This window comes from Martelella mediterranea (assembly GCF_021021415.1).
In the GTDB taxonomy this organism is placed as follows: domain Bacteria; phylum Pseudomonadota; class Alphaproteobacteria; order Rhizobiales; family Rhizobiaceae; genus Martelella; species Martelella mediterranea_C.
Genome location: NZ_JAINWJ010000011.1, coordinates 188,226 through 200,780, shown reverse-complemented (window position 1 = coordinate 200,780; position 12,555 = coordinate 188,226). Strand labels below are relative to the sequence as shown.

General features: G+C 61.5%; 9 protein-coding genes. 4 read left to right on the top strand and 5 right to left on the bottom strand.

The genetic code is table 11. The annotated features are described in order from the left end of the window. Positions 1 to 3: 3 nt before the first annotated feature. A complete protein-coding gene (locus K7H91_RS09715; protein WP_230720035.1) occupies positions 4 to 972 on the top strand; it encodes a tyrosine-type recombinase/integrase in 969 nt (322 codons plus the stop codon). A gap of 119 nt (positions 973 to 1,091) precedes the next feature. On the opposite strand, the gene K7H91_RS09710 is transcribed toward K7H91_RS09715, so the two are convergent. The 5 genes from K7H91_RS09710 to repA form a co-directional block, all read right to left on the bottom strand. Beyond that, positions 1,092 to 1,940, bottom strand: coding sequence for a helix-turn-helix transcriptional regulator (locus K7H91_RS09710; RefSeq protein WP_230720031.1), 849 nt, complete (start codon positions 1,938 to 1,940; stop codon positions 1,092 to 1,094). Positions 1,941 to 2,170: 230 nt separating this feature from the next. Continuing rightward, positions 2,171 to 3,028: an SDR family NAD(P)-dependent oxidoreductase gene (locus K7H91_RS09705; RefSeq protein ID WP_230720030.1), complete on the bottom strand. Its 858-nt coding sequence runs from the start codon at positions 3,026 to 3,028 to the stop codon at positions 2,171 to 2,173. A 156-nt stretch (positions 3,029 to 3,184) separates the two neighbouring features. After that, positions 3,185 to 4,510 carry a plasmid replication protein RepC gene (repC, locus tag K7H91_RS09700; protein WP_230720029.1) on the bottom strand — a complete coding sequence of 442 codons (1,326 nt, stop codon included), beginning with the start codon at positions 4,508 to 4,510 and terminating at the stop codon, positions 3,185 to 3,187. Between the two features lie 206 nt (positions 4,511 to 4,716). Next, entirely contained in the window at positions 4,717 to 5,721 is a 1,005-nt protein-coding gene (gene repB, locus K7H91_RS09695; protein WP_230720028.1) for a plasmid partitioning protein RepB, read from the bottom strand. After that, positions 5,718 to 6,935, bottom strand: a complete 1,218-nt coding sequence (repA, locus tag K7H91_RS09690) for a plasmid partitioning protein RepA (protein ID WP_230720027.1) — start codon at positions 6,933 to 6,935, stop codon at positions 5,718 to 5,720. Before repA ends, repB begins: the two co-directional genes overlap by 4 nt. A 1,297-nt stretch (positions 6,936 to 8,232) precedes the next feature. On the opposite strand from repA, the gene K7H91_RS09685 reads away from it, so the two are divergent. From K7H91_RS09685 to K7H91_RS09675, 3 genes are all read left to right on the top strand, one after another. Then, positions 8,233 to 8,550 carry a hypothetical protein gene (locus K7H91_RS09685; protein WP_230720026.1) on the top strand — a complete coding sequence of 106 codons (318 nt, stop codon included), beginning with the start codon at positions 8,233 to 8,235 and terminating at the stop codon, positions 8,548 to 8,550. A gap of 748 nt (positions 8,551 to 9,298) precedes the next feature. Further along, positions 9,299 to 11,101, top strand: a complete 1,803-nt coding sequence (locus K7H91_RS09680; protein ID WP_230720025.1) for an acyl-CoA dehydrogenase — start codon at positions 9,299 to 9,301, stop codon at positions 11,099 to 11,101. 75 nt (positions 11,102 to 11,176) lie between these two features. Next, positions 11,177 to 12,475: a TetR/AcrR family transcriptional regulator gene (locus K7H91_RS09675; protein WP_230720024.1), complete on the top strand. Its 1,299-nt coding sequence runs from the start codon at positions 11,177 to 11,179 to the stop codon at positions 12,473 to 12,475. Positions 12,476 to 12,555 lie beyond the last annotated feature (80 nt).

The following is a 12,555-nucleotide window of genomic DNA, read 5'->3' as shown; positions in this document are numbered from 1 at the left end:
CCGCTGGTCGAACGCGCACGGGGCTATGTCGACGCATCGAGTTCGGCCAATACAAGGCGCGCCTATGCCGCCGACTGGGCGCATTTTTCAAGTTGGTGCCGGCGCAAGGGGCTCTCCGCCCTCACCCCGGATCCCGAGACGGTCGGGCTCTACATCACGGCGCTCGCCGCAGGCGAAGCGGCCCCGCGGGCAAAGCCGAGCGCGGTCTCCACCATCGAGCGGCGGCTGTCGGCAATCGCGTGGAACTATGCGCAGCGCGGTCTCACGCTTGATCGCCGCGACCGCCATATCGCCACGGTGCTGGCCGGCATCCGCAATCGTCATGCGGCCCCGCCGCGCCAGAAGGAGGCGATCCTGCCCGAGGAGCTGATCGCCATGGTCGAAACGCTCGACCGGGGCACGCTTAGGGGCCTGCGCGATCGCGCCATGCTGCTGATCGGCTTTGCCGGCGGTCTGCGCCGCTCGGAAATCGTCGCGCTCGATTGCGGCCGCGACCAGACCGAGGACGGCAACGGCTGGATCGAAATCCTCGACAAGGGCATGCTGGTGACGCTGCGCGGCAAGACCGGCTGGCGCGAGGTGGAAATCGGCCGCGGCTCCTCGGATCTCACCTGCCCGGTCCATGCCGTGGAAACCTGGCTGAAGCTCGGCAGGATCGGCCACGGTCCCCTGTTCCGCCGCGTCACCGGCAAGGGCAAGGTGGTCGGTCCCGAACGGCTCAAGGACCAGGAAATTGCCCGCCTCATCAAGAAGACCGTTCTTGCCGCCGGCATTCGCGGCGAGCTGCCCGAGGCCGAACGAGTAAAACTGTTCTCCGGCCATTCGCTGCGCGCCGGCCTCGCCTCCTCGGCCGAGGTCGACGAGCGCTACGTGCAAAAGCAGCTAGGCCATGCGTCCGCCGAAATGACAAGGCGTTATCAGCGCAGACGTGATCGCTTCAGGGTCAATCTCACCAAGGCGGCGGGGCTGTAGTTCCGTTATGGTCGGACGCGCGATCCGCACCACAGATGATGAAACACAATGGCAAGCGAGCGTCGTTGAGGTATCCGACGAAGAGTGGCAGCAGAACGGCGCTGATGACATGCGACGCCTCATCTCTTGTTGGCAATCTCCGCCGCGGGCCGTTTGTGTCCCCTTATTGCGCTTGGCGCGAAACCGAAGCGGCGACGAAACCGGATCGCGAAACGCGACGCTGAACCATAACCGACATCCAGGGCGATGCGGGACACCGGCAAGTCGGTAGACTGAAGCAGTTGCATCGCAACGGACATGCGCACGTCTGCTATCAGATCGCTCAGAGAGGTCTTTTCATGCGCCAGGCGACGGCGGAGCGTCGCTTCGCTCATACCGAGCTTCGAAGCGACGAGCGGCGCCGACCACATGCTATCGGGCGAAGCCCCGACGAAATGCCGGACCCGGCCGCTGGTGGTTTCCGGCCTGTGATGCGCGAAATGGCCGCCGCATGTTTCGATCCAGACCAGGACCTCGACAAGGCGGTGCCTTGCAACCGCATCGGGGATATGGCCCGGATGCCTTATGGCATCAAGCGCGCTGTCGATGGCACGCGCGAACTCTCCCGTCAGTCTTCCGAGATCAATTGCAATGTCGATGAACGCCCCAGCCGGATCGGACGGCGTAAAGGCCATGACCAACGCCGGGTCCCAAACCAGCCAGTCGGCCTGATACTGGCCATCGGGCCCCGGTGTATTGACGATGTCGAAAGCCTGCCTGGCGCCGATCGCGATGGCGTCACCCGGCTCCAGCACACACTCGAAGTCCGGGGCGTGAAGCTCCTTCCTCCCGTATTTGACGACGATCAGCATCGGATCGCCCACCACCACCCGGCTGAACCGCAAGGGTTGGCTTTGGACGATCCGTGCCGTGGTACCGATGCCCGGACGGCTTGATATCTTGTGGGCTGGAGCGTGCTTTTCTGCCATTGCTGTGCGCTATGCCTGTCCGAGGGTCACTTGAGGCCGCTCTTGGCGATCATCGTCGCCGTCACGAATACGTTTTTGTTGATGATAAATCCTACCATTGCCCGGCGACTGTCGCATTGACCGCAATGACATAGGTCCCGCCGGCAGGCAGAACTCGCGTCGAGACCGCGTCCTGCGGTGCATCGCGGTCGCGTTTCCGCTCGCGGGCCTGGAGATGGTCCGGCGTGATTTCAGTAAAGTCGCGCAGCGCGTTCAGACGACGGGTCGCTGAGCGCCGTGTCCACGTAGTCCATGCTGAATTGCCAGAGCTTTCGGCGCGCTGCGGCGTCATAGGCCTGTTCATGGGCGAGCGCCTCTCGTTTTCCGGAGAAATAGCGCCCGGAAACAGCCTCAGCCGGCGCGCTGATCAGAGCCAGCACCGCATCCGCCCCGGTATCGACCGATGTCATCGGCCGTCCGCCGCCTGCCCGGACCATGCCCGTATCCATCATGCTGGCCGGATGAAGGCAAGTGCTGGTAATAGCCGTTCCCCGGAAGGCATCCGCCAGTTCGAAAGCGTGCATGATATTGGCAAGCTTGCTGCGCGAATAGGCCAGATAGCCGTCATAGTCACGTTCGAGCATAACATTGTCGAAATCCACCGGGAACTGAGATGCCGAGGCAACATTGATCACCCTGGAAAATCCCCGTCGGCCCATACTGGAAGACAAGAGCTCCGTTAGCAGGAAATGCGCGAGGTGGTTGACGGCGAAATGGAGTTCATAGCCATCGACACTCAGACGTCTTTCCCCGCCACCGATCCCGGCATTGTTTATGATCGTATCCAGATGCGGGTGTTCTGCCACAATCGCTTCTCCCATCTCGCGCACCGCGGCAAGAGACGCAAAATCCGCCTGATAGAAGAACGCATGTCCGCCGTTTGCCCTGATCGCGCGCGTCAACGCGTTGCCGCGTTCGGCATCTCGGCCATGGAGAAGAAGGAGCGTGTCCGACGAACACAGACGCTCGGCGACCCGACGGCCGAGGCCGTCCGTCGCGCCGGTGATCAATATTGTCCGCAGATGTTTTTTTCCAGAATGCTCCGTCACGATCGATTTCCTCAATGCCTCACATCAGGTTGGAAATAGCACCGAAGAAGGTCCTGGACCGTGCGGAAAACGTCAAGTTCGGTCCCGTTTCGATCAATTCAAGCGGCAGGCAAGCGGCGCCCCCTCCCACCGCACAGTCTGCGATTTCCGGCTGTCTCATCGCGGTGGCCTTTTCATTGACCGTGCCAAAGCGGGCGAGACCGACAGTGCATGGTCGCGACCGCCCTCCCCTCTCCCGTCGTCATCGGGTTTTGGCGTTTGCGGGGCATTTCCGGCCTCGATCCGTGCCCTCAACAGGGCCATCACCATCGGCCAGACGGAGAATTGACCGTCTCTCGCCCGCTCTGTCAGGTTGCGAAGATAACCGCCGGCGCTGATGATCTCGTTGCCGCGCTGATAGATCGCGGCGAGGGTGATCGCGGCCTGTTTGTCGCCCATGACCTCCGCCGCCTCGCGCCAGGCGCTGGGACTTACGCCCAGCATCGGCCGGGCGATCTCGGCGATGCCCAGAAACTCCCGCCAGTTGCGGATGGAGCCGCCCTTTGCCAGATCGCGCCAGCTCTCGCACGCGTCCAGCACCAGTGCCAATGGCATCTCTCGTTTCGGCAGGCTGTGTAGATTGTCGGTGTCGCCGGCGCTGCCGCTGCCGCTCGTTTCTGATTTATTTCTTAAGCCGTATTCAGATTCATATTGTGAGTCTGGGTTTGAATTCTGTTTGTGGCGCTCAGCATGAGACTCATTGGCGTTCTTATTTTGCAAATTTACGTGATTTTCCAATGTCTCACGCACTTCCTCATGCAGCAGAGCCAGGGCATCGCAAATATCCTCAGCGATTGTCAGGTCTGGGACACGCGGAAGCCGGTCAATGATGTCGCGGTAAACACGACCCATCTTCGCCCAGTCGCCCGGAACGCCCTCATCAAGCCCGGCCTCGATCATCTTGACGATATCGCGGCGCAGAAGCGTCAGCCGTTCCCGGGCGCATTTCAACGCCCGCCGCTCCTCGGCGATCGTCTCGGCCATCGCGGCAAACTCCTCGGCCCGCGCAACGAGCGGTGACAGGTCGAAGCCATAGGCCTGCTCGACCTGCCCTCCCCTGCCCTTCCTGGCGAAGCGCTTGCCGTTCGGACTGTCGCGACGGATGATCAGGCCGCACTCGACCAGGACCGCCAGATGGCGGCGCAGCGTTGCCGGCGAAATGCCGTTGGCGCGCGCGATCAGCTGCTCATTGGAGGGCCAGACCACGAAGCCGGTCTCCTCCGAAAGCTCGTTCTCGGGATAGAAGGTCAAAAGCGCGTTCAGGATCGCAAGGCCGCGATCGCTCGCGCCAAGCGCTGTCCGCGCCTCGCGCACGGTATGAAACAGTTTCCACTTGTTGAGCCGCGCCCCCTTGGGGGCTTCTCGCGCCGCTTTCTGGCTTGAAAGCATCGCGAGCGACATCGGCCGCCGCCCAAAGGGCGTCGTTGTCATCGCATTGTCCATGGTTTCACCTCTCAAAAAGGCAAAAGAAATCCCGTCCGCAGCCCAAGGAATGAACTGCAGCCACTTGACTGGAACGGCCGGAAATGCGAATCAGTAGGTGCTAAGAACTTATCGGCTTCCGGACGCTTGTCGTTTGGGGGCCTTTTCTTTTGTCTGTTTCTCTCCTTTTTTGCCGTTTCGTTTACCGCCCGCCGGGCATCGCTGTTCTAATCGTCGCGATTGGCGCCGGTGGTTGATGAAAAATACTCCTCGGCGAGGGCATCCAGGCGCTCGGAAAGCCATTCGGCGAAGCCGGATTCCTGCCTTGCGATCGATATCGTGGTGCCGGAGGCACCCGTAGCGATCCGGCCAAGGCTCCTGCCATTGCTGACCAGTTCGCGCACGGATTTCTCCGCGGGCCTGTCTTCGCCGCCGCGCGCGGCCTTCACCGCGAGATCGATGCGCTGCGCGGCATCGGCGGACTGGAAGGCCTGGTTGTCGAGGATGGTTCGTATGCGTGATGCCGCTTCCTCCCCGCCCTTCAGGCAGGTTTCCGCAAGCGCCATCCATTTCGGCCGGCCGACGCCCTTGGCGCGACCGATGGCGAAAATGATATCGTTTGGCACCGCATTGGCCACTTTCAGCATCAGCGAGATCGGCGTCTTGGAAAGGCCAAGCACCGGCTCGATCGCGACGCTGGAAAAACCCGCCTCGCGCAGCTGCGCCGCCCACAGCGCCTGTTCGATCCAGGTGAGGTTCTCGCGCACGCCGTTTTCGAGCGATTGCTCCACCAGCAGTTCCCGGTCATCGAGCGGGCGAACATAGGCGCGGATCGTCACCTCGGCCGGCGTCCGGCTTTCGGCGGCGAGCAGACGGATCGCTGCGAGCCGGCGATGGCCGTAGGCGAGCTGATAGCGGCCTTCGGCCTTGGGGTGCGGCCGGACCAGAACCGGCATTTTCTGCCCTTCGGCGCGGATCGAGGCCGCGAGGCTTTCGATTTCCTCAGCTGCCTCGCCATCGCTTTCGAAACGGTCGCGATAGGGCGAGGCGTCGATCTTGCCCGGATCGAGCACGACGCTGCTCGATTCCGACAGCGTGTTCAGCGCCTTGCCGACATTGCTGACCACGGACGAACCGCGCCTGGAACGCGAAAGCGGCGAGGGGACCGGTGGTTCCGGTCCCTTCTCCTCACTGTTGGCTTCCGCCATCATTTTCAGGATGTTCTTCTTCATGATGCCCTGCCCCATACGGCCCGAAGAAGCGCCAGGATCTCGCCATTCACATTGTCGGCGCTCTCGATCGCGCGCTTCAGGGCCTCGCGGCCGACCTCGCCGCTTTCCAGTTCGTAGAGTGATTTCTTGGCAACGCCGGCGCCGGCGATCGCGGTCGATTCGATCGCCTCGTAGACCAGCACGTCGTTTTCGAACAGCCGCCGCATCACGCTCGACATGTATTTCTGCGGCCCGTCATTGGGATTGACCCGAGTCATCAGGAATTTCAGAAAATCATGATCGAACCGGGCGCCGAACTGGGCGAGCGTATCGGCGAGATCGGAAATCATGATCAGGAACTGGTTGCAGGAGGCGACATCGAGCATCGCCGGATGAACCGTGACGATCAGACCGGTCGCCGCATAAAGCGCGGCCAGCGTCGCGTAACCAAGTGAGGGCGGCGTATCGAGCACCACGAAATCATACTCGCCTTCGACCGAGGCGATCGCATTCTTAAGCCGCTCGAAGAACAGGCCAAGCTCATCGCGCTCGCGCTGGGCGAGATAGGCCGGCGTATCGAACTCGAAATCCATCAGTTCCAGATTGCCCGGGATGAGATCGATGCCGGGGAAATAGCTCTCGCGGATGACATCGGCGAGCGGCCGGCGCTCATTGTCATAGCGCAGCGCCGCATAGACGGTTTCGTTCTCGCCGACGTCGAATTCCGGCTGGAGGCCGAAGATCGAGGTCATCGAGGCCTGCGGATCGAGATCGATGCACAACACCCGGTAGCCCTGCAGCGCCAGATAATGCGACAGGTGGATCGATGTCGTGGTCTTGGAACTGCCGCCCTTGAAATTGGCGGTGGCGACGACCTGAAGCTTCTCCCCTCCCCTGCGGCGCGGCCACAGCCTGAGCGCATCATCCGGGCGGCGGTCGGCCAGAAACTGGCGCAGCTCGGCAAGCTGTCCGACCTGATAGATGCGCCGGTTATTATCCGCGCGCGAGGGCTGCGGCCCCTTGCCATCAATGGTCATTGCCCGCAATGTGCTTTCGGGCACATCGAGCAGCTTTACGAGATCGAGGGTCGAAAAGGTGCGCGTGAACTGCTTATGCGCCTCCGGCGGATAGATGCGCTGGCGCATCGACTGCAGCTCAGCGGACAGCCGGTCGGTGTAATCCTCGATCTTTGCCGCTGTGTCGCCGGTCGCGGTATATGCGGCTGTTTCGGTCATCTGACGGTTTCCTGTCCGATTTCACTTTATTTGCGTCAACGCTGCATGACTCGCACCGATTCTGCAAGGGGTTTTTGGTTAATCAAATATTAACGGGCGCGGCGCGCCACGGCCTGCTCGTTCGAGTGTTGGAACATTTGGCGTGACGCCGGCCTCCCCTGCATTGTAGCGCCGGTGTTTGTCAGTTGAACGAAAGCCAGTGTTCTGATCTGTTCGGCCGCTCTGTCGACGATACGCTTTGTCCTTTCTCTGGACTGAGACGAAGAAGCCGCTACGCGCCACCGAACGCGGTTGCGTAAACAGCCCCTTCCCTCTGAAGCGTCCCCCATGTTCCGCGTCAATCGCTGTGGACCAACCCGTCTACTCGCCGGGCAGCCGGAGGGATACCGCCATCACCGCCGACACGCTCTCCGCCGTGTTCGCCACGCGTCTTTCCGCCAGACAGGATTCGAAGGACGATACCCCTTTGGTCATGCCGTACGGTACTGTCTGAAGCCGCCGCTCAAGACTGTTAGCCAGAGAGATGCACGCGGACATCTGACGATCACCGTCGAGGCGCAAGGCAGCCTAGATGGGGGCGCCAACGCGGCATCACTGGCAGGTGGATGGCGTCCTCTTACGGCGCTCAAACTCGCGTGGTGGACGCAAACGACGATATCATCGAGCAGTTAGCCTGCCGCCCGATGACCCAGATCTTATAGTAACGCGCCGGACTATCGAGAGCTGAGCTCCTCATTTCGCCCGATACTGCAGAAGCGCGCCCGCCTCCGTTGCACCAATCCCAAGATGCTCTGCGGTTGGTATTCGCCGGCCACGCCTGATGGAATTCGCAGCGAAGCTGCGATGTGATTCCTGCAAGTCAGAATCCGACTGAGTGGAAATCGAGGAGGCTCGCCGGTGGCTTCTCCGTTTACACTGGAGGACTTTTCAACGATCGGCGTGGCGATGTCACCCGGCCAGACGAGTCGGCGACACCACCTTACCCCGATCCGCCGCCCGGTTGTTTTCAATTGAAAACTCATCATTAGATTCATAGACGGGTGATGTGGCCAACAGTTCGACTCGAGGGTCATGCCGCCGGCGTCATTCGCCACAGGAACGACGTTAAGCGGTCGCGCGCTACGCCACGCAACACTTCGGAGCATATCGTAGACATCGAAGGGCTCGCGCCTGGCGCTTCGGGCGCGCTATAACTATCGGAGCGTTTTCAATTGAAAACCTCTTTGCAGGCCCGACCGTCCGATCAGTCGACTGGGCCATCCGCACGACGCCGAGACTGCCGGGCGCCGACGTCCGATTGTTTTCAATTGAAAACTCCGCGCCAGCGCCGGCGCTACGCGATAAAATCAAGACCTCCCGCCGGCGTAGCGAGCGCAACGACGTCATACGCCAGAAGATAGGAGTTATTAGGTCGCCCGATATGCCGGGCGATGATTCGGCACAGACCGCCAGCGTCGCCGCCGGCGAGGTCGTCAATCATCTCGAAATGCCCGGCAATTGCAACCTCCCGGATTTCGCGGCCGGCGACAGCGCGGGTGCGAACCGGTTGGGTAGCGAAGGCCGAACCGCATCAGCAAGCTGGCCATTGTCTGCCGCCGGCCTAAAATCGCGTTGATTGCAGCGCTCAACTCGACGACGTTGGCGAAAGCCAACCGACAGGAACGGAACGGCAGCGGCGCGCTGAACGAGCCTTCGCATCTTCAACGTGCGCGCCCATTGTCCGCAGGGAGGGAAGGGCGCCTCCGCCGGCGAACTTCGCATGGGCAGGGCAGGGGCTTTGCGTGACGCAAACCTCATCGATGGCGACGGCGCCATTCCGGCCTTCCCACCAAACAGAGCTAGGCGCGACGGTTACTTGATCATGAGAAATACTTCGCTCGTCGCCAACTCGCGATCGCTCTCGCGGCTTGAATGAAGGCCCGGTGATATCGCGCATCGGCTGGCGACCGCCGCATTTCACGTCTGGGCGATCTTGTCCCCGGGGGAGGGGCGCCAAATTGCCGCTGTTCAAGGAGAACGGCGTGGCTGTTTTTCTTCGCCGCGCTTTGGGGCGTGGGAACCACCCCTCATCATCGCATCTCAGACGGCCGTCAATCGGGCCGCAGATTTTCTCGCTTACCGGCATCATGCCGGGCGGCGAGGATGGCCTTCGGCTATCCGCACAGACATCATACCCAAGCTGACGGGACGAAAGAAGCAACCCATCGAGTAAACAATTGACTTAACCATTTCATTTCCGGTGCCTCAAAGACGAGAGCAGGCGGAGGCCGGCACCGCATCATATAACTTCGTACATAAACACAAAAAACTTGCGCGCGGATGCAGCATGGTTTACGTCTTCTGGCGGAGAAGGGGAGGGACGCATGTCGGAGATTGTGCAGCGCAGGGATATTGATTTTGTTCTGTTTGAAATGCTCGGGCTTGAGGACCTGTTCAGGCACGACCGTTTCGCCGCGCATGACCGCGAAACGATAAGCGCGGTTCTGGACACCGCCGAAGCGATCGCGGACGATCATTTCCTGCCCCTGGCGCCGGTTCTGGATGCCGAGGAGCCGCAATTCGTCGACGGCAAAGTTGTCATGCCGCGGGAGGCCGCGGCGGCTTTGGCGACCTATGCCGATGCGGGCCTGTTCGGCATGAGTTTCAGCGAGGAAGATGGCGGGCTGCAACTGCCCTATGTCATCTCGGTCCTGGCCAACGGGATCTTCGCCGCGGCCAATGTCAGCCTCGCCAATTACGCAAACCTGACAATTGCCAATGCCAACCTGCTGAGCGTGTTCTGCACACCAGGGCAGAAGGCCAAATATCTGCCCGCGATGCTCGATGGCCGTTGTTTTGGCACCATGTGCCTTTCCGAGCCGCAGGCGGGCTCATCCCTGTCCGACATCACGACCAAGGCCACGCCGCGCGCCGACGGGCTCTATAACATCTCGGGAAGCAAGATGTGGATTTCGGGCGGTGACCACGAACTTTCCGACAATATCCTTCATCTCGTGCTGGCGAAAATTCCCGGCGGCCCTCCGGGGGTGAAGGGCATATCGCTTTTCATGGTGCCGCGTTATCGGATCGGCGAGGAGGGCGCAAAAGGCGCGTGGAACAACGTGTCCCTGGCGGGCCTCAATCACAAGATGGGCCAGCGCGGCTGCGTCAATTGCCTGCTGAATTTCGGGGAGGGCGGCGATTGCATCGGCGAGATCGTCGGCGAGCCGGGCAAGGGCCTTGCCTACATGTTCCATATGATGAACGAGGCGCGCATTTTCGTCGGCCAGTCGGCCGCCATGCTGGGCCTTGCGGGCTATCTGCACTCCCTGCACTATGCCGGGGAGCGTGCGCAAGGTCGGCATCCGCACAACAAGAATCCGATGGAACCGCAGGTGCCGATTATCGAACATGCCGACGTCAGGCGCATGCTGATCGCGCAAAAGGCTTCCGTCGAGGGTGCTGTGGCGCTGATCGCCTATTCGGCCATGCTGATAGACCGGCAGACGGTGGCAGAGGACCCTGACGAAAAGGCCGAGTTGGGCTTGCTGCTCGACATTCTGACGCCGGTGGTCAAGAGCTGGCCGTCCGAATTCTGCTTGGAGGCCAACAAGCTCGCCATCCAGATCCTGGGCGGTTATGGCTACACACGCGACTACCCGGTGGAGCGGATCTATCGCGACAACCGCCTCAACCCGATCCACGAGGGCACCCATGGCATTCAGGGTATCGATCTCTTGGGGCGCAAGGTCAGGATGCAGGACGGCGCTGCGTTGAAATCGCTCGCCGGGCGGATCCGCCGGACCATCGCCGAGGCCCGGGAGGTGGCGGGGCTGGACGCGGAGGCAGTTGCACTTGAGCGTGCGCTGGCAGTGGCGATCGAGGTGACGGAGCGCGTCGTTTCAGCCAGCGACGTCAATCTCAGCCTCGCCAACGCCACGATCTATCTGGACGCCTTCGGCCATGTCGTTATCGCATGGATCTGGCTCTGGCAGGCCGTTTCGGCGGCGAGGGCGCTGCCGGCAGCCAGTGAGGCCGACGCCCCATTCTACCAGGGCAAGACGTCGACCTGCCGGTATTTCTTCAGATACGAATTGCCGAAGGTTTTCGCGCAGTTCGAACTGGTGGCCGCACTGGACGATACCTGTTTCAGCTTTGAGCCGGAGCAGTTCGGAGCGGTTGTCTAAAACGGCCCTTCAGAACGGTTCATCCGCGCGGAATCTGTGTGTATATAGCCTCTATTGCTGTGCGCGGGGATTCGAATGGACCGGGAGTTGCCGAACTTGGAAGTGCGCGGAAAAACCGCCCGGCAAGCGCGCTCCGTCGAAACGAAACGCAGAATCGTCCGCGCGGCGATCGACATTATCGCCGAACGCGATCTTGCCGATCTCACGCACCGTCTGGTGGCCGAGCGCGCCGGGGTGGGGCTTGCAGCCACAACCTATTACTACAAGACCAAGGACGACATCGTCGCGGATGTCTCCAACACCCTGCTGAACGACTATGTGTCGGCCTTCGAGAACTATGCTCGGCGCTGCCGGCGCGCACCCCGCCCCGCCATGGGTCTTCGTCAACTGGTCTGCCGGCTGCTGTGCAACGCGGCCAGCAAAAACCGCGCCGACTCCCTGTGCTGGATGGAGCTTTTGCTGGAATCCGTCCGGCATCCGGAAGATCAGGCGTTCAGGCGGTTGTGGGCAGGCCGTCTGGAAGACGTCTGGACGGAGATCGTGACCTTGCACGACGGCGAGGACGCGGGGATATCGGCGCGCACCGTCATCGACCAGATCATCGGTCTCCAGATCGTCGTCCTTGCCCTGGGGGTGGACGCGCACTCAATCGAGCGCGTCCTTCTGCATGGCGAAGATCCGCTTGTGGCGTGGTCGCCTTCTGAAGCCGGCAATGACCCGGCGGACCAAAGCCAGGCCGCCAGGCTGACGCCGAAAGCGCGCGCCACGCGCCAGCGCATTCTGGACGCCACGGTCGATATCCTGATCCGGCAGGGCGCCGGCGCCGTCAGCTACAAGCGCGTCGCAAGGGAGGCCGGCCTGACGCCGGCGGCGCCGGCCTACTATTTTTCAAAGCCGTCCGAACTGCTGCGCGAGGCGCAGAATGCACTGTTCGAGAACTCGAAAGAGCGCTACCGGACAGTGATGACCGGCGTCGACTTCAAGGCGCTCGATCTTCCGCGTCTGGTGGACCTGACTGCGGCGGTGTTTTTGCGGGAAGTGACCGAATTCGGCCGTTACAACCTCGCCAGCTACGGCATCTGGCTCAAGGCCGCGCGTGAGGCGGAACTGCGCACCAGAGTATGGGAGGCGATACGCGATCAGGGACAGGCCTGGACGCGCATCTTCTCCATCATGCAGGTCGAGCACGCCTCCCTGGCTGCGTTCATGGCGCAATTTCTGTTTATCGGCAAACATATCCGCATCACCTGCATGGGAACGGCGACAACGGATCTGGCGCATGTCAGCCAGGAATTTCGTCGCGATCTGACCGCTCTCGTCGAGGGGCGTCACTGGAGCCTTCCAGAAAACAGTACAAATAAACAAAAAATTTGACACCACCCTGAGCGACGGGTATCTCTGACCCATCGTGAATATCCCTCGGCCACCATCCGCGTGGCCCATATTCGCATTTC